The organism is Mesorhizobium sp. URHB0026, assembly GCF_054059755.1.
Genome location: NZ_JBSSCN010000001.1, coordinates 22,452 through 43,764, shown reverse-complemented (window position 1 = coordinate 43,764; position 21,313 = coordinate 22,452). Strand labels below are relative to the sequence as shown.

Sequence of the window (21,313 nt, the reverse complement as noted above, 5' to 3'; positions counted from 1 at the left end):
CCGGGAAAGCCTTGTGCCGGGATGCGAAAAACATTAATCCAGCCCGCGTGGGGCCTGTAGCTCAATGGTTAGAGCCGGCGGCTCATAACCGCTTGGTTGGGGGTTCGAGTCCCTCCGGGCCCACCATTATCGTTATTTATCAATTGCTTACTGACCGGTTCGCCACGAGGTTCGCCAACAGGTTCGCCAAGCAGCGGTTTGCGCGTTACCAGCCGTACGACCCGGTCCATGCCCTGCACAGCCAAACGCACCTGCGACGCTTCCCGGGAATAGAGTTCGGCATGGTCAATGTCGTCGTGGCCAAGAACGTCCATCATCTGCCTGGTGGATGCTTCCGCTTCGGCGAGATACACACCGAGTGACTTCCTCAAACCGTGCAGAGTAAGGCCCTTCGGCAATCCGGCGAGAGCGCACCAGTGTGCCATGGCGCCCGTCAGTGATTTCGCCGAGAAGGGCTGGCCATATCCCGTGACTAGAACGGTTTCGCCGCGCCGGTCCGCGGCATCGAGGATCTCAGCGAGCATGGGAGTTACTGGAACGAAAAGCCGCTTTCCGCCGGTCCTTCCCTTGTTCTTGGCCTGAACAATGTCAAACCCGTCGAACTGGCGCTCGACACCATCGATCAGGACGCGGTGGGTTACGCGCTGGTCCCATCGCAAGCCTGCGACATCGCCTCTACGATTGCCAAGCCAAAGTGCAAGCCCGTAGCATGTGCGCGCGGAAGTGCCGACCGGCCAGCGCCGTTCAAATTGTTCCATTGCTTCGTGAGGCCACGCCTTCCAGCCGGTATAGGCGGGCCGCCATTCAACTGAGGCTGTAGGGTCTGTCTCGATCCAATCCTGACGCAGCCCGACATAGACCAGTTTGCGAATTGCGACCAACAGGTGCTTGGCCTTGTGAGGCGTGGCAATGAAGCGGCCCAAAAGTTCTTCGACGTGGGTGCGCCTGAGATTCTTGACCGGCACGTCGCGCCAGGTAAGCGGATGGTCAGGCACCACCCGCAAGTCCAGGAACTCATCGATTAGACGAGTATTCTTTCGCCTTGTCGCTTCGTCGTGGGCCAGCCATTTGACCGACACTTTTAGCCTCTGGGTGGCCGCGCCGAACGTGCCAGGCAAGGCTGCACCCGGCATCCTGACGACGGGTGCCTTAGGGGCTTTTCGGCCTTCGACGGCAGCGCAATAAGCCTCCTTGAATCCAGGCTGATTAGGTGCAGGCAGACTGACCACGCGCTCCTTGGTTCGATAACGCCAGCGAACTTTGCCATGGCGATCGGTATAGGAGGAGAGGCCAGGATATTTATCCGTCATCGCAACCGAACCTATTCCTTTCTATGATTCCCCTGCAACAGGAAGTCGACGATATTCTCTTCATCGTCGCCAAGCAGGTCGGCAAACGCCGCCTCAAGTTTGATACGATCCCAAATCACTCGGCCGTCCACCTTCTTTGGCTTCGGCATGCGACGGTCCGCAACCATCTGGTCGAATTTGGTGATCCCGACGCCGACGTATCTCGCAGCTTCTTCGCGTGACAGGCCTCTTGGAGGGTAAGCGAGCGGGTCGCTTCTCACGGCTTCATCTCCGGTCTCAGTTGAGAAATCAGAATCGCCGTACACCGGCATCATCTCAGGGGAAACTGGTGTGATTGAGCTGTGCGGCAAACGGCGGTCGCGGCCTGTAGATAGGATGCATCGGCTCGTCAGAGTGACTTGGTTGATAACAGCGACGCTAGAGCGCTACCGCTTTCCCACACACCCTGGAACGGTTCCGCCTCAGACAGGCCACCTTCCGTCAGCTTAACTGTGGGGGAGGGGCACTCAGTTGCACCACCGTCCTTGCTGCTTCTTATCGAAGAGTCCGCAATGCGCTCATTGAGCCACTGTGACGACAGATTTAGCGTGGAAAGCGGCGCTGCGACCTTGCGCGCCGGCCGCTCCTGTCGCATCGAGAAAAGAACAGTTCGGCGTTCAGCCTTTCAGCCGGCACGTGCCGCGGATGACATTGCGTAATTCTGTTGACGTGTCTGGCCCGAGGTCGGACTTTCAGGATCTATGAGGAGCGATTCGTTATGGTAGAGGCCGCGCGTGTTCCGGTGCTCATGCGCAGGGATAGGGTGGAGCGATTCCTGCGCTGCTGCCAGGAGCGGGTCAACAGGAAGTCCACGCTGATCGTTCGATTGGTGCCCTGTCACGCGAATCGGGAGCATTTCCGTTCACGGCGCGCATTGCTCATCGGCGGGCGGCCGGGCGCGCCAGCATGACTGCAGGTTCAATCATCGACGCGAAGATTGAACGGCTTGCGCGAGGCGGGTTGCCGCGCGTCCTTGATCTTTTTGCCGGATGCGGTGGCCTGTCCCTGGGGTTCAAAGCGGCCGGCTTCGAGATCGCAGCAGCGGTTGAGTTTGATCCTGACGCGGCGGCCTCGCATGGCGCGAACTTTCATCCGGGCGATGAACGTCATGCTGTGGCGCGCGACATCACCGCCATCACACCTGAAAAATTCGCCGCTGCGCTGGAGCTCGGTCCCCCAGGGTCGGCCATTGACGTGCTGGTTGGCGGACCTCCCTGTCAGGCATTCGCTCGCGTCGGTCGATCGAAGTTACGTGAGGTCAGGGATCATCCTGAGGCCTTCAGGTTTGATCCGCGAGCGCAGCTCTATATCAAGTACCTGGAGTATGTCGACGCGTTCAAGCCGCTGGCATTGCTGATGGAGAACGTTCCTGACGCCCTTAACCATGGAGGGCAGAACATCGCGGAAGAGACCCGCGAAGTCCTCGAAGAAAACGGCTACGTTGCGCGCTACACGTTGTTGAACGCGTCGTTCTACGGCGTGCCGCAGATGCGTGAACGGATGATCCTGATCGCCTGGCGCAAGGAGCTCGCCGATATGGTCAGCTTCCCGCAGCCGAGTCACTTCATGGAACTGCCACCGGGCTATGCCGGCAGCCGTCAGGTAGCACTGAAGCTGCTAAAGGGTGGCGACCTGAATAAGAAGGCACCGGGTTACGTCGAACCACCGGAACCATCGTCAAGTCTTCCCGCCGCTATCACAGCTCAGGACGCGCTGGCGGACCTTCCGAAGATTACCAAGCACTTGGAGGGGAAGCTCAGACGCGGCGCTCGCCGTTTTGACGAGCTCGAGAAATATCCCAAGGGCAAGTTGAACGCCTATGCGCAGCTCATGCGGCAATGGTCCGGCTTCGAGAACGCGCAAGGTGTGAGCGATCACGTGATCCGCTATCTGCCACGGGACTGGAAGCTCTTCTCGCGCCTGAATCCAGGCGACCAGTATCCGCAGGCTCACGCGCATGCGGTCAAGATGTTCGAAGAGGCTTTAGCGCAACTGAAAGCCGAGACCGGCGCTGTGCCGCGGAAAGGCACCAAAGCCTGGGAGGCGCTCCACGCTTCGATCGTGCCGCCCTATGACGTTGGCAAATTCCCGAACAAATGGCGCAAGATGGAGGCTGATCTGCCGGCACGTACGCTCATGGCGCATCTGGGCAAGGACAGCTACAGCCACATACATTATGATAGTGCTCAGGCGCGCACGATCTCGGTAAGAGAGGCTGCGCGCCTGCAGTCGTTTCCGGACGGATTTATCTTTTCGGGGACGATGAATCCGGCTTTCAGGCAGATCGGCAACGCTGTGCCGCCTCTGCTGGCCAAAGCTGTGGCTAACGAAATGATGTCCACCCTCCGATCCTCCCTCGCAAGGCGCAATGATGTCATTTTCCGATCGGCAGAAGCAGTTTAGGGCTGCGATTGAGGCCGGAGCAGGGGGTGACGCGCGTCTCGCCGAAAATTTCGGGTTCTCAAACAGTGCCCGGGTGATCGAGGGTGGCCTGTTTGCCTGCACGAACAATCTGCAGAATTATTCGAAGAAAGTGGCAGCCGATTCTACCGCCGGATCAGGTGCGTTCGTCTTCCTGTGCGTACTGACCTTCCCGCCGCATGACGAGGTCTATTTCGCAATCACCGTCCGGGCCGAGTCCGGCCGGGTCAACGCTGGCCTGGTCCGCCTGCACGATGACGTGGTCGCGAAAAATGCCGCTCTGAAGGCGGCCGGAAAGACCGAAGGCAGCATCAACAACAATGTCAAATTCTTTCTGACCGAACAGGGCGAACTCTATTTCGACAACGAGTTCATGGACTCGCTGGCTGGCGCCGTGCTCGATCCTGTACGCCGGGCGAAGGTGGACTCAATTGAGTTTGCCATCTGGCCGCCCGCCGTCTCTGCCAAGCGCAGTCTGCTCGCCCGCGAGTTTGTTGGCTACCTTGGTCGCCTTGTCGGCCGCGACAAGGTGCACGAACGCAAGATCTGGACGGCAGAAACAGCGCTTGGTCCGCTGATGCAGCGCATGCCGACAGCACTTGACCCTGCCGAGATCCGCAAGGGAGTCGCAGCGCTGGGAGGGATCTACGCGGATGCGGTTATTGACCGGTTCCACGCCGGCCTGAACCACCTATCTCACAAACACTTCATGATCCTCTCGGGCCTTTCGGGGACGGGGAAGACACTGCTGGCGCTGCAGTACGCCCGGACGGTGCACGGCCTCACAGCGATGGATGTCGCCGACCCATTGCTTTTCGTTTGCCCGGTGCGGCCGGAATGGACAGATCCCTCCGGGCTGACCGGCTATGAGGACCGGCTCTCCGACCGATACATTGTGCCGCCGTTCCTGGAGGCACTTCTCGTCGCCACGGCCAACCCGGCGTCACCTGTCTTTGTGGTCCTCGATGAGATGAATCTGGCTCGCGTCGAATATTACTTTTCCGATGTTCTGAGCGCCATCGAAAGCCGGCATGAGCTGCAGCTGCATTCAAGCGGCGTGCCAATGGAAGGGAGCACGGGCGGGGACGTCCCGGCAGACTTGCGCGTGCCGACGAATCTCTTTCTGATCGGCACGATCAATGTTGACGAGACCACCAGCACACTAAGCGACAAAGTGCTCGATCGTGCCGTCGTAATTGACATGTCTGACGTCGATTTTGCGACGTTCTTCGCCGGCCTGGCGGCGCGGTCGCCCGAGCTTGGCAGTTCGATCGCTACATGTGAATCGACATTAACGGCGCTGAACGCGCTGCTTGTTCCGCACGGTCTCGGCTTTGGCTATCGGCTCGCCGAAGAATTCGTGCGCTACCATGCCTTCGCTACCGGGGTGCTGAAGCGCGGCTCGGACGAGGTGGTCGACGATCAGCTCGTCCAGAAGGCGTTGGTCCGGCTGCGCGGCTCTGATGCTCAGCGCGACATGCTTGCCGGACTGGTAAAAACGGTTGCCACTCAACCACGGGCGCTGGCACTCGTCGAACGTCTCCAGCGCGATCTCGAAGAGTTCGGCGCGTTCCAGAACAGCCGGTGACGGCGGTTCTCCATATATGGCCGGGACGCGACCCGACCCGTGCCGTGCGGATTTGGCCTGATCCCGAAGAGGCGCCACCGGGCCTCGTCCAGGAGGCCAGGGAGCACCTGTTCGTCCTGAGCGGAGCGCCGGGCGGATCCCAGGCCGACCTTTTCATTGATGAGCTCCCGCTTGAGGCGCTGCGGGCGCCGTTTCCAGACGGTGCGATCTGGCGCTGGTCGCCGGGATTTCATGCCGGCGCGGTGGAATGCCGGCTGAAGCTGCCGGACGCCACCTTCGATTTTGAGGTTGTGACCGATCCGGCGGAACGGAAGCTGACGCGCGACGCCTTCGACATAATGGTCCGCGAGGTGCTTGAGGACACCTTTTCGCTCTTTGCGTTGAGCGCCTTCCGCAAAGGCATCGCGCGCGGTGCGGGCAGAAGGCCGCCGCCAATCGCGAGGCTGGAATTTCTGCGCAGCCGCCTGTCTCGCCTGGTCCAGACGGTGAATGCAGTCAACGCGCGGCCTCGGCGAATTCTGAGGGCAGAGGACGCGGTGACACCCGCCCATCGCGCGACCCGCGCGACAGCGCCCGAGATCCTGAAGTCCTTTCGCTCCGGGCGCCTCAATCGCGAGACTGGTCCCGCACGACTGCCTGCGGCCCTTCGTGGTCACCTGCCGGCGAATATCCGCCGCAAGGTCCGAAAATCGAGTCTGGACATCTCCGAACATCGTCAGATGAAGGCGTCGCTGGAGGTCTGGGCCCGCTGGCTTGAGGATATCGGGGCGGTGCTCCGCGCGAACACGCCGGCAGACCCTGAAGCAGGACGGGTGGCCCGAGTGTGGGCTGTTCGCTCGCGTCGCATGGCGCGTCAGCTGCGCGGTCTTCTGGCGCTGCCGCTATTTGAATCCGTGGTCTCAGGTCACCCTCGTCCCGACGCCTCGTCCATCTGGAAGAACGACCCCCAATATCGACGTTTCGCCGCGCTTCACCGGGACATGTCCTTAGGCATTGCGAACGTGTTCGGCGACTTCCTGCAGATGCCGCTGGCCCGCACCTTCGACCTCTATGAACTCTGGGCCTATCTGCGCCTCGTGCGTGCGGCAGTCGATCGCTATGGCGCCGAGCCGGTCGACGTGGCAGGGCTCTTCGAAGCCGGACAGGGCGTCACACTGGCCGCAGGGCAGGCGGTCGTGAGACTTCCGAAGGCGGGCTTCTCACTATGCTTTCAACGTCGGTACCGCGAGTTCTGGATCGAGAAGGATCGTCGCGGCAGCTTTAGCCGGGAAATGCGGCCCGACGTGGCGATCGAATCGATTGCCGGGGCTGATGACCGGCTGATCGTGCTCGATGCGAAGTACCGGATCGGCGCGGACCTGAATAATGCGCTGGCGTCAGCGCACATGTACCGCGATGCGCTCGTTGCGGAAGATAGTGGTGGTAGCGTGCGGCGCATGGTGAGCGCAGCCTATCTGCTCAGTCCAGACGCACTGGTTGCCGGTGGCGACTGGAGATCGACGCCGATGCCTGGACGACTCTTCCACCCGGGTTACCGCTCAGAGTTTCGACTTGGAGCAGTTTCGCTGGCGCCTGGGATGAGCACCAAAGAAATCGCATTGGCACTTGAGACAATTCTGCGGGATGCGGGTGCCTGAGGGCGAGGCGGTACAATGAAATTTGCAATCAAGGTGCTAACCCGGTCGGACCTGACGTTCTTCGAGCCGCAGTACAGGCTCCAAAACGTGGGAAACCAGAAGTCCATCAACCTGAACCGGGATGTCCTCGTAGATGAGCTGTTCCCGGATTTCCCGGAGATCCTGGCGGCTGGCGACGGCGAACTTGAGGTTCGCCTTCGTATTTCCGGGCCGGGCTCCGATTATGAACAGATACGTGTCATCCGGAAGATCGCTAAAGGCGGCAGCTACAAGAATTATCGCCTGAACGGAGAGTTCGTCCGTAATCCCGATGATAACGAGAGCAGGTTCAACTCACTTGTGCACGGAGACATCGCGCTTCTGGCCTTCGACGGTGCCGGACAGCCGAAACGCATCTGGCTGTTCGTGATCTCGGCAGCGGTGCCAGACGACGCCGCCCTGTTCGCGGCACTCTCACTACCGGTCGGCGGGAGCATGGCGTCGATCAGTCGGGATGCCCTGGCGGCAGCTATCGTCGCGGCTCCGCCACAACATCCGGTTCACGACCTCTTTCTTGAACCTGCGCTGGCCGCCGACCTCGATCAGGCCGCGCAAGGCGATGCTGATGCGATTGAACGGCTTTTGACACGACCCGGCCGTCGCATCGTATCGGCCGAGCAGCTGGCTGAGGCGCGTCGTCGCGCTGAACGGACTGGTCTGGAGGGCGAGCAACTCGTTTGTGATCATCTTGACCGCAACAGCGACATCGCCTCCTGGATTTGGCGTTCAGCGGAGAATGCGATCAGTCCCTACGACTTCGATGTCATCACTTCAGTTGGCACCGCGATCCAGGTCGAAGTGAAGACGACCACTGGAGAGCATCACACCCCGTTTCACATATCTATGGCGGAGATTGAAGCGGCCGCACGCGCCGTGCGCTACGACCTTTATCGACTCAGCTTCCTGAATGCGAAAGGGGCAAAGCTCCAGGTCGCAGGGGATGTGGGCGATTTCGCACGTGACCTTCTTAACGTCCTGTCGGTATTGCCGGCTGGCGTGCGTCCCGACGGGTTCACGGTCAGGTCCGACCACTTCAAATGGTCGGCGTCGACAGATCTGCACTGGGCAGAAGTGGACGACGCGTGAACCGTGGCGGGCGGAGAAGCTGAAGCAGCGACGGTTTAACACTTCGCTGATGGAGGGCGGCTTGGATTAGGGCCCAGAGCTCGATTCACACCTGTCGGGATGCTCCTGTGCACAAGGCCGGTTTCTGTGAGTTGATGGCATGGTCAAAGCGGCCTATCTTCTGACGTTGCGTAGCCCAATGTTGGGAAAGGGCAACCGAGAGAGCCATGCCGGGGCGCCCATTCCATCCCTACTATCGCGCGGGCTCCCGCTTTGCTGTGGCTTCATGTCCCTGCATGACGACCGCGGACACAGCGGGGCAGCGCTTCGGCTTGTCGTCGCCGGTGCAGCAGCTGTAGTCGCCTGATATGGACGTTCATACACCCGAACAACGCCGGCACAATATGAGCCGCATCCGGAGTCGCGACACTAAGCCTGAATTGCTTCTGCGTCGCGGTTTGCACAGGGCGGGGCTCCGGTTCCGTCTCCACGCCCCGGAACTGCCCGGACGACCTGACCTGGTATTTCCCCGCTTCCGGGCTGTCATACTGGTGAATGGTTGTTTCTGGCACGGACATGATTGTCCGCTGTTTAAGCTTCCGGCGACGCGCCCGGAGTTCTGGGTGTCAAAGATTGCAGGAAACCGGGCGCGTGATCAACAAAACCACGTGGCGCTGGGCGCAGCGCATTGGCGCGTTCTGACAGTCTGGGAGTGCTGCATGAAGGGGCCGGCACGTCAGCCGTTGGCGCACGTCATTGAATCGTGCAATGCCTTCGTACGCGGGGATTTCCAATGCGCCGAAATTGAGGGGCAGAAAAGTGGCGGAGCTTGACGGCCGAAACCACGTGAAAGCAAAACGACAGCCCCACTCCTCTCAGTTTTTTTCAGTCGGCAAGTACACGGTCGCCTTCGCAAGGGTCTTATTGGAGGCCCCGATATACCAGGCGTTCATACGCTTATCCCAGCTGCGGTTTTCGCAGAACGTATTCCAATCGAACTCGTAGATCGCTTCCAGCGACCAGTCCCGGCCCATTTTTACAATCAGCAGGTATTCGAACAGCTGCTTACGAGGATCATCGGAGTCAGGGTATATTGTTCCGGTCTTCTTTGCATTGCATATACCCTTGATCGAATACCTCTCTCCCTTCCTTGACAGGGCGTCGACATTCGCGGTTCCAGTGGGGGCGGCGAGTAAATTCGGTCGCCCGGATGTGCTGTAGAAGTACTGTATCGCAAGTTCCTCTGCCATCTGGCCAACCGAGATCGCGATTTTTCGTCGTTCATTTCAACGTCGAGTGCTGCCCGCAACTTAATGAGGTCCATATCTTCGAAGCCGGCAAGGAAGTTTGCGGGCGCCGTCGGATCGTAAATCCTGTCGCTGGCGGGAGCCACTTTAGCGCTTCGCGTCGTAGTCATCTGGCATCCTCTGAAGGCGAGCGTTCGACCTGCAGTGAGACCCTTGCAGATCAATTTACCACGGAGTTACCGGTCGTTCGTACCGCACCCCGGGCCTCGAAGAAACTAATCAGAACTATTTTCCACTATCTCCTTGCTTCTGCACGCGACGACGTTCTTCCGATCCCAAATGTCCAGCTCTGGTGTCCTGTGGAGAATTGCACCCGACCACTGACCGAAATTTGCTGGCGGCCGGATGTCAAAGTGCTATCAAAGTTTTGGGGGGAGATTTGCATGAACGCTTTGCCGCAATGGACGGAGCTCGCTGAAAAACGCGGCCTCGATCCACTGGGCATGCAAAACAGCGGCGTTGCCCTTTATCAGTCTTTGGTGCCTGGCATCAGCAACGTGACGCTGCGCATGCGGTATTATGGTTTCTATTGCTGGCTGAGTGATGCTTACGCGCGCCATGAAGGCAGCACCGACTTTGAAGACTGGAAGAGATGGGTACGGCGGGCCGAGGCGCTTTATGCGTTGGTTTCGTCGGCGCAAGGAGGCGAAACCGGAGTTGGTGGTATCGACTGGGCGAACAATCGGCTTCTCAGGGGTGAGGCAGAGATTGACTTTATCGAGGCCGCGTCGACCGACCCGAATGTGAACCGGTATCTGCGCCAGCCTATGGGTGTGTTCGGTGGCGCATACTACTCGCAGATGGTAGAGACCGGGCTGTTCATTGAAGGCGATCATGGCATCCCGAAGGCGACGGCTGCCCGGGGCATTACCGCCGCCGGAGCGTTCCGCGGCGCGATCGGTCCGCAGGTGGAAGCGCTGCTCATCGCAAAAATCAGATCTGCGCGCGTCACCAGGGAAGAGCTCAGCTTTCTCGGGTCCATCGCACCCTCCCGAATTCAGGAGGACTCGCCGGAACGTGAGATCTATGAACAGGTATTGTTTCCGGTAGGTGACAGCGTGACCGTGTCCGGCCAGAGCCGGCATTCAACCCTCTTGCTGCTGCTGCGGGCTGCAGATGCACTGGGCAGCCGTCCTGATCCTGACGACATCCGCTGGTTTCTGTTTCACAGCGCGGACCTTGACCTGCCTGAAGCGCTTGAACGCCAACGCCTGCGTTGGGAGGCCTATCAGTCACACGATCTTTTCCAGCTGGCAGCAGCGGGATTGCTCGGATGGGCGATTGCGCTTGTGAGCGAAGTGGAAGGCGGTCTTGAGCTGGGCGAGATAGGGGCGGAAGTTGAATTCCGTCTCCGGAGCTCTGACTCAGTGATTGCTGACCGAACCTGGAGCGAGTTTCGCGGCGACCTGCGTGCGGACGATGACGACTATCAGAACTGGTCAGACACCCTTTCGGCCAGGCGGCACCCGGCGGAAGACAAGGTCTGGGAAGCTCTTCGACTCATCGCGGCATTGCATGGCCGTATCCATCGGCGGTCCGAACTGGCTGCTGAGATCGCGCAAAGCTTTCCTCTGGATGGCCATGCCCGATCGATCCGGACTGAACTGGCCTGGTTCGACAAGCAGGAAGGGCGCCCTGTCGCCGAACTCGTCTCAGACTATCTCGTGCGGCGGATCGTGCGACGGCACAGCTGGGTCGCAATGCAGAAGTTCCGGCGACAGAAAGACTACACTTTCCTGTTTGAGGCGCGCGACGGTCGGATTGCACACCGGTCCGACTACCTCCCGGTCGCGACCACACCGCGGCTCGCGCCTGCTGTGCAGTTCCTCGCTGACATACACCTCGTCGGGCTGGATGGTCCAACGATCCGTGGTCACGAGTTGCTTGGTCTCAACCCATGAGGCTTCTTGACCGTCTGGTGCGGCGAAAGGGCCGCGGCTTTCACAGCGCACTGGCGACCAGCTTTGCCGTCGAATTCGGCGCATTTGAGGACGTCATGCTGCCTCAGCTGATGGGTAGCGGGGCGACCAACATTCTCATTGTTGCCGACGACCGGATGACAGCGCTCGCTCTTATGGATGGTTCGACGCTGCCAAGGCAACTCGGTCGGGACTACGCGCTGTACGGGCCACCGGTTCGGGCAGGCGTGTTTCATCCGAAGATCGTTCTGCAGCTTGGCCGTGATGGAGGCCGGGCGTTCGTCAGTTCAGCGAACATCACCGGCGCCGGTCTGGGCGGAAATCTGGAGATCGCGACCGAAATTGAATGTTCTGCGGAGCCTGGACCCGAACAGGATTTCATCCGCGCGGTCTGGCACTATGTTGAACGCATCACATCGGAGACAGAGGGAGCCGCGCGCGACGCGCTTGACTGGGCACGCGAGCGAACACCGTGGATTGCCGGACCTGTACCCGAAGACGTGCAGGTCCTTGGTGATGACAGCCTTCTGGCGTTTCTCGCCATTCCTGACGAACTGGGCGTCCTGGAACGTTTCGCAGGCCTAGTCGGAGGTGCTCCCGTCGAGCGCCTGATCATCGTCAGCCCCTATTGGGACAAAGCACTCGACGCTATTGCTGACATTCGCGCGGCCCTCAATCCAGGGCGGATCACCGTGTTGCTGGACGCCCAACGGCATGATTTTCCCCGTGACGCGGAACATGCTGCTGATCTGGAGATCATCGACATTTCAGAGTGGGAAGGAAGCCGCTTCACTCACGCAAAGCTTCTTATCGCGATGACCGCAGGCCATGACCATGTGCTCTCAGGCAGCGCGAACTGCACGCCGCCCGCCCTCGGCCGCAAAGGTTTCGCCGGTACCAACGCTGAGGCATGTGTGTACCGCAGACTGCCTGCCGGAATCTCTATCGAGACGCTGGAACTCCTGGAGTTTCTCGACCTTCCAGCTACGCCCGCAAGCGAGCTGCCGGTCGTCGAGCATCGAGAGCCGATCTCGTTTACCCCCCTCGCAGGGCGTCGCGCAGGAAGTTTTGAGGTGGATCATGGCCTGCTGATATGGACACCTCCAGACGTGCCGCGCTGGACGGGCGGCAGCATTGAACTCATCGACTCGTCGGGAGATCCGGTCATCCGTGTAGAAGCAGAGCGGCTGATCGCGCGCTCGCACCAACGGATCGTGCCGCTGGACGATCCTTTGCTGGCGAAAGTTCATTTCGCCCGCGTGGTCGAAGGCGAAATATCTTCGACAGTTGTGCCAGTGGTCCATCGCGCGCTGATGAGGAACAGGCGGCGAGAACCTGCCAGCGGCCGCGTTGCGCGTTCGGCCGCAGCGTTCCTGGAGGGATCCGGCGCGGAGTTCTTTCTGCTCGAAGCTTTCGAATATCTGTACCGTGCCGACACTGCAGAGGCCGATGCGGCGCCTGAGGTCGGGGCGGCACACGGACCACGCCCAAGAAAGGAAACCCTCGCTGAGCCCGGACGAAAGCTCAGCTACGAGGAGTTCATGGCTGACCGCGCTGGTCGTCCCTCCAGGGGAGCAAAGGGCGAAAACGCGCTCGCAGGAACACATTGCGATGGTGTGCGAGTGCTCCTCAATCGCCTGTCGGGCGGAGGGGAGGCGGCGGACGATCGCACCGAGGACGTGGATGATGACAACTGGATGGATCTCGGTGACGAGAGCGGAGATTCTGAGAGCCTCAATCCCCGGATTCCAGAACCGGATCCCGGATCCCGGGTCGAGGTCGACCAGAAGCCACCAGCTGCCGACCGCAAGGCTTTCGAGCGGGCTGTGGACAACTACGTCGAGGGTCTGACCAACGACGAGCGCTCGCTGAGCCCGGCCGATGTTGTTAAACTCCGCCTCCTGCTTATGGTCATTCTATGGAACGCTTACTGTGTTGCTTTCCCAGGTGGCCTGCAGTGCTCGGTGGACGATAAAGGGTGGCCCCGCCTCGTGCTCCGGGTCATCGCGGCGTTCTTTTGCGGAAGGAATCCACCGATCCGCCGACTAATCCTGGCCAGTGATCTCCAGGAGATGCCCATAGATTTTCTCGAATGTTGGGCGACTGTGATCTGGGCGCTCGACACGATAGCCCGGATGCTTCCTGTCGCCAGTGGCACCAGAGACTTTCTGAGCCGTTTGCCAAAGCTCAAGGCGCAAATTGTTACGCAACTCGGTCTCACTCAAGCTGACCTTGCCGGCGACGTGATGACAAGGTGGGTAGTCGGACTAAGCAGGGAGATGGGCCAGCGTCTCGGCATCGAGGTTAGACAGAGCGGTCGATATCCCTGACGGATTTCGTGGCCGGCCTCATTTACCGATGACGAACGGCGGGCAAGCCAGTAGCATCGTAGCCGATCGGCGGCTCGACTGCCGATGACCGGAACTCAGCGCGATCACAGCTGGTCGGTTTCCACTGTGTCGCAAAGTCATGCGGACCACCGCGGACGGGGACAGTCGGTCCCGCGTCCCGTCCTGCGGCCGGCGCTATGCTGACACTCCTACGGCTGTCCCGTTCACCGCCCGCGGCGGGGGCGAATTTCCTCTGTCCTGCGCGCGACAATGTCCCCTGTTGCGGACGCGCGCAGAACTGCGGTTTATACGCCGTCTTCCTCAGAGCGCCGACAGTTGCCCGCGTGGTGACTGGCCGGTGAGCACGCGTCGCTTAACGCCAAACCACTAAGCGCTCCCGTTGGTTTCGCTCTCCTCGTCGATGGTGCGCACGGGGAGATAGGCGTTCGTCTCCAGCCACTCGCGCATTACAATCTGTATGAGGTCGGACCGGCCCACTTTCATCTCGGCAGCCAGGTCGTTAAGAGCATCCTCAGTCGCCGGCTCAAGGGTAACGCCGGCAACATTCCTGAGCATCAAAGCAGCGCGACGAAGGATGATCTGCAGATCTGGCCGCGACATGTCCCCTATGCGATCCGCGGCGCTTTCAAGCTCCTCAGCAAAGGACAGGCGGGTCATGGTCTTTTGTCGCGCCGTTCACTGCGCCCTTTTGCCTTTTCCAGTTCCGCGGTGATGTAGGGCGGTGGCGTGTTCGGTTGCTCGCCTCGAGTTCTCACGCCGCCGTTCCAACTCCTCTGGCGAGTAGTACACCTCTGGAGCAGTCATGCGGTCTGTAGCAGCCGTCGAAAGCGGTTTCCATTCCTCCGCAGCGGCGGAAGGCCTTTGAGCCAACCGCGCTTTTGCCAGCGCCAGCACAAATTGAAGAGGCGATTGTCGCATCATGTCAGGATTGCGGAAACCGCATGCAAGCGCAAGCCTCGCTGTCTAGTGGCAGGTTTGTCGTTCTCAAAAACGCCCGCCGCCATCTTGGAGTGCCTTTCGGGGCGGATCGGATGCGTCGGCTCATGAGATTGGTATGCTGGATGGTGGTAGCGCTCGAGCGCTACCTCCTTCCCCCCACTCGCTGAACCACCAGTTCCGGCTTCACTGTTACGGGTGAGAATGAGAAAGTCTGCAGCGCGTTCGCGATCATGGTCGCGGCCGTCGACAACAGCGCGGGCGGCATTCCGGAATGACAAACCGGAACTGAATCGCGCTCCGACTCTTGAATCAGGTTCGAGTAGCCCAGGGGTGTCATGATGCAAGACAAGCGTTTCGATATGCCCGTTTCGGTCGCGTTGGGCCGGTCCGGCAACACTATCTACAAGGTTGAGCGCGTGGCGCAGGCGGCCGACGTGCTTCTCAATCGCTGGCCCGCAGTGACGGGGAAAAGCCATGTGGCCGCTCGAAGGGCCTGCCTGGCGGTCCTAGACGGAATCAAAGAAGCCAGCGTAGCAAGGGCGGCATTCGTAAATGCCCCGCCTGATGCCGACATCTTGCGCGAGGACGACTATGGCCGTGGCTAAGAAAGATCAGGAGCGCGTCGGATATGCTTGGCTCTATGGGGTACAAGCGCGCAAGGACGGAAGGGAGCGGGTCGTGCCCGGGTTCTGGAGGGAATATGCCGAGGCCTGGTTGCAGGGCTTCGACGGTATGTCCATCCAAGGTGCCGGCAAGGCCGAGCCGGTAGGCGATCAGATGGAAGCGGAGGTCGATGAAGCTGGGGTCAGCAAACTGTAGCCGGCAGCCTAAAGCGGCTTGCCGGCGCGTACCATAGCACGCGCGATCGCGAGATCGGCTTCCATCTTGGCATTCTCTTTCTGGGTCATGTTGTCCGCGGCAATGAGCCGCTTCAGCGCCCGCAATGTCTCACCCCGGGTCCAGCCCACTTCCAACATGCAATCGATGATTGCCTGAAAGCCGGGCTCCATGGCCTCCTGGCAGTCCAGCGCGCGATCTGCGTAGTCATGGTCGTCCTGGTGCCTGGGCGGATCGATCATTCCTCACTCCATGTCCGGCACTTCGCCATTGGTAAACAGCACTGTCGGCGGCCCATAGTCGCCAAGCGCCGGGTCGGCGTCGCGACTCCATGCTATGACACCGACGTGGTTTGAAGCCAGCGCCTTTGCCGTGCGGATCGCGCGATCCTCGCTTTGCTGGTCGGTCGGGCCGTATGCGGTGAACAGGTCGCCATCCTCGCCGCGGTCGAACGCCACGACAACGATCAGCTTCGGCTTTTTCTGATCTGGCACATCGTCGGACACTCAGTGCGTCCTGCCGGAACGGAGATGCATCTCGATCTTATTGATGGCCTTGGTGAGGACATCGACTGCCTGCAGATTAACGGCGAAGTCGAAGTTACCCTGCGCCGTTTCAAATATCAGAACGCCGACCCTGGCCTCGTCGTCGCTCATCATGCCCATTCCAATGCCGGTCGGCATATAGGGTGGTTTTTCTGGCACGGTCTTTCTCCTCAGACGTGGTGTGGCTTCCTCAGCCGTTTCAGTCATCTGGCCGTGCGACCTGGAGTGGCCAAGCACGATCGATAGACGATGGCGGCCGTGTAACCCCGTTCACCCCTATTCGAAATGCATCGACTGGCCGCGCATCATTGCCAGGGTCAGTGCGATTGCAGGATTTGCAGGTGGCTTCTCCATAAGCAGGGAGCCGTCGAAATCACGCCATGCCGCCATGCGCAATTCGTCACCGTCATCGGCGGCTGCAGGGTCGGAAACGTGGGCATCATAGGGATCGCGGTCAATCTCGATCGTCCAGTCCTTGAGCGCCTTGCGAGCCATTTCTTCAACCTGGGCAAGGTCGCTGGTGAAGAAGGGGATACGGTCGCCTTCTTCCGAAAGCGGCTCCACCCGATCCAGCGTCGGCCGGTCGGGGACCCAACCCAGAACGAGGCAATATCGAAGTCGATCTGGCGGTCCGGGCCGGCTGTAACCTCAAGCCGTTTGACAACGTCAGGATAGAGCTGCTTGCGCGCCGGCCACGTGTCCGGAAGCGCCTCGGCTTGCAATCTCGTTCGAGGAATGTCTATCAGCTCCATGATCTGGTGGCGCGGAACTTTGTCCTCCGGCCAGCCCGCGCAGCATGCAGCCATCGCAGCCTCGTCGGCCTCCATCCAGACCGAAGCAGCCTGATCTTCATCCTCGGTTGGCTGGTCGTCTTCCGGAAAGCCTTTGATATCCCACCCTTCCAACGCGAACAAACCTTCCGCGCCTTGCAAACCCGTAATGCCGGCCCGCGCGAAGACTGCTTCGGCTGCTGCGACACCGCATGCCAGTTCCTCCGGCGTTGCACCTTCAATGTTCAAGCGAAGTTCCATGATTCGCCTCCCGTACCAATTCTCCCAATAGTGAACAAAATAAGAACATCGTTGTCAATAGACTCTTGACAAAGGCGAAATTACTACGTTTTTTCAACCAGATGGCACACTGGGCAATCTGTCCTCAATTCCCAAAGGCAACTGCATTCGTGACCGATGCTACACCCGAGCCACCGCGGGCGGGACAGTCGGTCCCGCGTCCCGTCCTGCGGCCGGTGCTATGCTGACGCTCCTGCGGCTGTCCTGTTAACCGCCCCCGGCGGGGGCGAATTTCCTTCGTCCCGCGCGCGACAATGTCCGCATTTGCGGACGCGCACAGGACTACGGTTTATGCGCCGTTTTTTCCTGAAGGCGCCGGCAGTCGCCGGCGCGACGTCGAGCGCCATCGTGGCCTTTGACCGCATCGTCCTATCGGCAAATGACCCTGTCGATCCACCAGGCGGACGGTCGCGACAAACGTCTTCTTCCGCAGCGCCACCTCACCATGCCATTGACTCTTCATCAGGAAGAGAACAAATGAGGAACATGCCATCAGCATTCCGCGTTCAGGGGACAGATGAGTGCATCGACGCGTCACGCGCCAGGATCTGTTTGCGCCGGCAATCGCCCAGGTCGGACTTCACCCGGACCGCGTGATCTATGTCGAAGCCGGTGACGACAAATCGCTGCTCGCCTGCTTCGAGGAGGGCTTGCGGCATGTCGGGCTGGGAGCTGTGGTTGCCGAGGTTGCCCGGCTGTCGATGACGGCCTCGCGACGCTTGCAACTCGCGTCTGAAGCCTCTGGCGCGATGGGCATCGCCATCCGCCGCTGGCGGCGTCAGACCGAGGCCGCCGATTTCGGGCAGCCGACGGCGGCCGGACTGCCATGATGAAACTCATCGCCGCGTCCATGCGGCAGGGGAAAGGCAGCACGCTTGGCGCTCTCCACGAGGTTGCAGGTGGCGGCAATGGTGCCATCGATGGCGCCGCCGCGTCGCTTTTTGCAGCCGGGATTGCAGCGAGGACGCAAGGCAAGGTGCTGTGGTGCGCCAAACGCTGCCATTTCTGATCTGCGAGATCGCATTGCGCGTCTCGAAGGCGGAAACACGCGCGAACGAGCGGTGAAGGTGAAGACGCGGGATTTCAAATAGCCTGGTTTAGAAGTGACTCAAGGGAGGAGCGGCCGGCGACGTTGACCATATAGCCAACTCGGACACCGCGGCACACTTACATCGATTGAGAACCGTCGATCGGCGAAGCGAGGCCTACGACCAGACGGCAAACGGCGAGAGCGAGATTGCTCGCCGTTCTTCCAGATCTTCTATGAACGTCTCCCATCGGTCGCGTCCCATCCGGACGGAGCAGTACCCGGCCGCCATCGCCGAAAAGGCTGTCAATACCGCGGACAGATCGTCTATGAACCCCTCAGCGAGCTTCGGCACGGACTTGCCATAGGCTAGATAAATGGCATCGCGATAGTTTGCCTTTCCGCGGTATCGCGAAGCCTCATGGAGGAAGGCGATGCTCTTCTTGCTGAAGGCGTCATCCCGCAGCGCACGGGCGGCTTTGGTGCGGAAATTATCGACCACCAACGCCCTGAAATCCGGCGATCGTCGAACTCGTTGCTCAAGATTCCATTGCTCCCAGGATGCTGTCCCCGATAAATATTCCGCGTGACATCCCCAGGCCTGCTCGACCGTCACGGGCACCGAGGTCAGCGAGTGCCGACCGCGCGATCGAGGCATCGCCAGCTCCACCTCGACGCCCGAAGAAACCAAGCTGCTGAGACGGTCACTGAAGGGCTCCATTGCCAGTTTCGGTGCCGCGAACTGTCGGTCCCACTGGAACGCCGTCGTGGCATGGGTTTCGGGAAAGGAACTGTCGGCAGCGGCGATCATAGCGGAAGCCGCACCATATACGCCGTAGTACCAGGTCACGATCCCGACGCGGGCGACGTCGGCCTTGTTAGGTACGATCGCCAATCCCCGGAGAGCAGCGATCTGGTGCAATGAGAAGAGTAATTGCTCGAGTACCGAGTTGAGTTGCGGCTCAGTTAAGTCCTTTCGTTGAACCCTTTGATAGAAGGTTCTGGCTGCGCTGAAATTCAAGCTGCGATCCAAGACCAATATGGCCTTCGCCCGCATCCAGTTCAGTGTGGATGGGAGAGCGAACACGGCGTCCGGTATCTCGTCGGGTGTCTCGGTCAGAGTTCCGTGGGTACGCATACGCGCGTAAAGCGATGTCATGGTTCCGCCCGTCCCACCCTACCAGCACAAACTAAATCTAAGAACTGGTTTCAAACGCACATGACTATTTTCGAGATCGAGGCAATCTTCATTTGAGTTGACATTAGGTATGCCTAAAAGAGCGTGCGTTGATTCACACATCAGCGTCCTCGTCGTCATCATCCGCAATGACACAGAAATCAGCACCCAACGAGAAACAGTCTGCCCGCGCGGCCAGAAGCAGGGCGTCAAGCTGTTGCATTCGCCGAACATCCGACCCGGCCACGTCGCCGTCATCCATCTTCTCACGGATGGCCTTTAGAGCGAGCCGCCGCACACTAGGCTGCAGCACCACCACCTTCTTTTCCAAATCGGATCCAAGGCCATCCAGCATCAACAGCAGGGCATCTCTGTTCTCCAGTCTTTGGCCATTGTGCCATACAGCGTCCTTGAGCACGCCGTTGGCGTTCGCAGCCAGTTTATCGCGCAAAAGGCCCCTATCTATATGACGCAGGTTCTTGACAGCCTGTCCCACGACGACTTCGTAGTCCGACACAGAGATCCCTCGATTGCCTTTGTCGGAACCGCTGCCTTTTACATGTATCAAGGTAAGCCGGGGTGGGATCGAGACATCATCGATGTGAATGAAATCAGCTGATTCCATGGCGCCATCGTCGCAGACGAGCCATCCTGTCTGATCTCCTCGCTCGTCTAGATTGGGCCAATGCCTGGCGACCATGCCAAATAGAGATTTGTCGTCCCCGTTTCCTGTATTCTCAACCGCGAACCGCTGCCCATCGAGTGGTTTCTCCTTCCAGAAGGCGGTGTCGTCAGCCGCCATCGAAATCCATTCCCAATCCGAGAACCGGGCATCTCGAAATCTGGTCTCGTAAAACTGATCGCGCGAAAAGGTTTGACCCGTATCGAAGTAGATCGTCAGATTCTCGGAGTTCTTGCAGATTTTCAAAATCTCGGCGTCTCTGTCTTCTGCATCGAAACCATTCACCGCTCGTATCTTTAATCGAACGTCTGACCCCGATTTCTGCGTAAATTCATAGGCCAGTCGACCGAGTCTCGTTCCCGCCCAATAGACGTCGGCTTCGAAGTCAGGGCTTCCGGCCGTCGCTGTGATCTCAAAGCGGGCAGCGTCGCCAAACTGCTGCAACCATCGAAATTCCTCTTGGGCATCGCCGGCGGCGCTGCTCTGTTCCGGCACGATTAGCGCTATGTCGTAAGCCTCTTCGATGCCCGTCAAACTGGGCATGGCGGACGCGAGAACGGGAAGCGGCCTGTCCGAACGCGCAGCATCGCCGATCAAATTCTCGGCTCTGACGAGAACCAGGTTTAAGGTTTGGGTGAATTCATCCCATGATCTCGTGGGTCCGATCCATATTCTGCTTCCGCCCGGGCTGGCGCCTACGACTGCACTTGCAAGCTGCTCCGACAACGACATCGTGCTTCGGACCGAGCTGAAATAGTAGGTCTGATCGCCAAGCGGGTCGAGCGATGACTCAAGTTCGAGGCCGGAAAGGATTTTGGAATCTGGTTTGATCGAGGTGCGCCGGTGTGTTCCGGTTAGCCAAAGGGTGCGAACTTGGCCTTCAACAAAGGCCTTGTTCATTTCGGAAGGGGAGAGACGCGTAATTCGCGCCAACGGCCCCGTTGTCGCCCGCGCGATCTTTTTCGTGACCGCGTTTCTAAGCCCATTGTCCGAAAATAGCAGCGAGTAGAGCTGCTCCCGCTTAGCAACGATGATGAGGTGGTTGAGCAGATCCGTCAGCCCGTCGCCGGTGAACCAGGTCGGCGCGCGTTTTTCGACGTAATGTACCCAGCCGATGACTGTCCCATCTTTTTCAATTTCAGGATTTTCGGGCGAGTGAAATCTTGGTCTCTCCAGTTCCTTGTGATTCGCAAGCTCCTTCGAGGCGTCTCTGATCGCGGCGAGCAAAGCACCCACGTCTGCTCCAACATCTCCTGCGCCCTTGAACAGCGATAAAGACAAGTATGGCGTGCACTGATCGTTGGACAAAGCCATGGCGCTATTCCTGGGGTTAGTAAGAGCATTCAAGCTCACGGCGAAG

Annotated in this window: 18 protein-coding genes, 1 tRNA gene and 3 pseudogenes; 12 read left to right on the top strand and 10 right to left on the bottom strand. The window is 59.7% G+C overall.

The genetic code is table 11. The features are described 5' to 3' along the window. Positions 1 to 50: 50 nt before the first annotated feature. Positions 51 to 126, top strand: a tRNA-Ile gene (locus ACVWWD_RS00200). A gap of 143 nt (positions 127 to 269) precedes the next feature. Here ACVWWD_RS00200 and ACVWWD_RS00195 read toward each other — a convergent pair. Continuing rightward, positions 270 to 758 (bottom strand): annotated as a pseudogene (locus ACVWWD_RS00195) (tyrosine-type recombinase/integrase); the annotation flags it as partial. Positions 759 to 1,321: 563 nt separating this feature from the next. Further along, positions 1,322 to 1,570 carry a hypothetical protein gene (locus tag ACVWWD_RS00190; RefSeq protein WP_457103605.1) on the bottom strand — a complete coding sequence of 83 codons (249 nt, stop codon included), beginning with the start codon at positions 1,568 to 1,570 and terminating at the stop codon, positions 1,322 to 1,324. Positions 1,571 to 2,255: 685 nt separating this feature from the next. Between ACVWWD_RS00190 and ACVWWD_RS00185 the strand changes: the two genes are divergently transcribed. The 5 genes from ACVWWD_RS00185 to ACVWWD_RS00165 all read left to right on the top strand — a co-directional run bounded on the left by ACVWWD_RS00185 (position 2,256) and on the right by ACVWWD_RS00165 (position 8,932). Continuing rightward, on the top strand, positions 2,256 to 3,752 hold the full coding sequence (locus ACVWWD_RS00185; protein ID WP_457102854.1) for a DNA cytosine methyltransferase: 1,497 nt from the start codon (positions 2,256 to 2,258) through the stop codon (positions 3,750 to 3,752). Beyond that, entirely contained in the window at positions 3,718 to 5,358 is a 1,641-nt protein-coding gene (locus ACVWWD_RS00180) for an McrB family protein (RefSeq protein ID WP_457102853.1), read from the top strand. The genes ACVWWD_RS00185 and ACVWWD_RS00180 overlap by 35 nt, the downstream gene beginning before the upstream one ends. Further along, complete coding sequence (locus tag ACVWWD_RS00175; protein ID WP_457102852.1) at positions 5,355 to 6,995, top strand: DUF2357 domain-containing protein; 1,641 nt, start codon at positions 5,355 to 5,357, stop codon at positions 6,993 to 6,995. Before ACVWWD_RS00180 ends, ACVWWD_RS00175 begins: the two co-directional genes overlap by 4 nt. 15 nt (positions 6,996 to 7,010) lie before the next feature. After that, positions 7,011 to 8,120, top strand: coding sequence for a protein NO VEIN domain-containing protein (locus ACVWWD_RS00170; protein ID WP_457102851.1), 1,110 nt, complete (start codon positions 7,011 to 7,013; stop codon positions 8,118 to 8,120). Positions 8,121 to 8,467: 347 nt separating this feature from the next. Then, positions 8,468 to 8,932: a very short patch repair endonuclease gene (locus ACVWWD_RS00165; RefSeq protein WP_457102850.1), complete on the top strand. Its 465-nt coding sequence runs from the start codon at positions 8,468 to 8,470 to the stop codon at positions 8,930 to 8,932. Between the two features lie 42 nt (positions 8,933 to 8,974). Here ACVWWD_RS00165 and ACVWWD_RS00160 read toward each other — a convergent pair whose 3' ends face one another. Continuing rightward, entirely contained in the window at positions 8,975 to 9,349 is a 375-nt protein-coding gene (locus tag ACVWWD_RS00160; RefSeq protein WP_457102849.1) for a hypothetical protein, read from the bottom strand. A 440-nt stretch (positions 9,350 to 9,789) separates the two neighbouring features. On the opposite strand from ACVWWD_RS00160, the gene ACVWWD_RS00155 reads away from it, so the two are divergent. Both ACVWWD_RS00155 and ACVWWD_RS00150 read left to right on the top strand, forming a co-directional pair. Next, positions 9,790 to 11,307: a hypothetical protein gene (locus tag ACVWWD_RS00155; protein ID WP_457102848.1), complete on the top strand. Its 1,518-nt coding sequence runs from the start codon at positions 9,790 to 9,792 to the stop codon at positions 11,305 to 11,307. After that, positions 11,304 to 13,655, top strand: a complete 2,352-nt coding sequence (locus tag ACVWWD_RS00150; RefSeq protein ID WP_457102847.1) for a hypothetical protein — start codon at positions 11,304 to 11,306, stop codon at positions 13,653 to 13,655. Before ACVWWD_RS00155 ends, ACVWWD_RS00150 begins: the two co-directional genes overlap by 4 nt. Before the next feature lie 387 nt (positions 13,656 to 14,042). On the opposite strand, the gene ACVWWD_RS00145 is transcribed toward ACVWWD_RS00150, so the two are convergent. Then, positions 14,043 to 14,333 (bottom strand): hypothetical protein, encoded by a 291-nt coding sequence (locus ACVWWD_RS00145; protein WP_126106277.1) that lies wholly within the window; start codon positions 14,331 to 14,333, stop codon positions 14,043 to 14,045. 617 nt (positions 14,334 to 14,950) lie between these two features. Here ACVWWD_RS00145 and ACVWWD_RS00140 point away from each other — a divergent pair. Together ACVWWD_RS00140 and ACVWWD_RS00135 are read left to right on the top strand one after the other, a co-directional pair. Continuing rightward, positions 14,951 to 15,220, top strand: coding sequence for a DUF982 domain-containing protein (locus ACVWWD_RS00140; RefSeq protein WP_457102846.1), 270 nt, complete (start codon positions 14,951 to 14,953; stop codon positions 15,218 to 15,220). Next, positions 15,207 to 15,434 carry a hypothetical protein gene (locus ACVWWD_RS00135; RefSeq protein WP_457102845.1) on the top strand — a complete coding sequence of 76 codons (228 nt, stop codon included), beginning with the start codon at positions 15,207 to 15,209 and terminating at the stop codon, positions 15,432 to 15,434. Before ACVWWD_RS00140 ends, ACVWWD_RS00135 begins: the two co-directional genes overlap by 14 nt. Positions 15,435 to 15,442: 8 nt before the next feature. On the opposite strand, the gene ACVWWD_RS00130 is transcribed toward ACVWWD_RS00135, so the two are convergent. From ACVWWD_RS00130 to ACVWWD_RS00115, 4 genes are all read right to left on the bottom strand, one after another. After that, positions 15,443 to 15,694: a hypothetical protein gene (locus ACVWWD_RS00130; protein ID WP_457102844.1), complete on the bottom strand. Its 252-nt coding sequence runs from the start codon at positions 15,692 to 15,694 to the stop codon at positions 15,443 to 15,445. Between the two features lie 3 nt (positions 15,695 to 15,697). Beyond that, a complete protein-coding gene (locus tag ACVWWD_RS00125) occupies positions 15,698 to 15,958 on the bottom strand; it encodes a hypothetical protein (protein WP_063170768.1) in 261 nt (86 codons plus the stop codon). Then, on the bottom strand, positions 15,959 to 16,156 hold the full coding sequence (locus ACVWWD_RS00120) for a hypothetical protein (RefSeq protein ID WP_457102843.1): 198 nt from the start codon (positions 16,154 to 16,156) through the stop codon (positions 15,959 to 15,961). Between the two features lie 158 nt (positions 16,157 to 16,314). Next, positions 16,315 to 17,028 carry a hypothetical protein gene (locus tag ACVWWD_RS00115; protein WP_457102842.1) on the bottom strand — a complete coding sequence of 238 codons (714 nt, stop codon included), beginning with the start codon at positions 17,026 to 17,028 and terminating at the stop codon, positions 16,315 to 16,317. A 572-nt stretch (positions 17,029 to 17,600) separates the two neighbouring features. Here ACVWWD_RS00115 and ACVWWD_RS00110 point away from each other — a divergent pair. Further along, positions 17,601 to 17,885: pseudogene (locus ACVWWD_RS00110) on the top strand (ImuA family protein); the annotation flags it as partial. A 41-nt stretch (positions 17,886 to 17,926) separates the two neighbouring features. Further along, positions 17,927 to 18,064, top strand: a pseudogene (locus tag ACVWWD_RS00105) (damage-inducible protein); the annotation flags it as partial. A gap of 208 nt (positions 18,065 to 18,272) precedes the next feature. On the opposite strand, the gene ACVWWD_RS00100 reads toward ACVWWD_RS00105, so the two are convergent. Together ACVWWD_RS00100 and ACVWWD_RS00095 are read right to left on the bottom strand one after the other, a co-directional pair. Further along, positions 18,273 to 19,253, bottom strand: coding sequence for a hypothetical protein (locus ACVWWD_RS00100; RefSeq protein WP_457102841.1), 981 nt, complete (start codon positions 19,251 to 19,253; stop codon positions 18,273 to 18,275). A 133-nt stretch (positions 19,254 to 19,386) separates the two neighbouring features. Beyond that, positions 19,387 to 21,267, bottom strand: coding sequence for a hypothetical protein (locus tag ACVWWD_RS00095; protein WP_457102840.1), 1,881 nt, complete (start codon positions 21,265 to 21,267; stop codon positions 19,387 to 19,389). Positions 21,268 to 21,313: the final 46 nt, after the last annotated feature.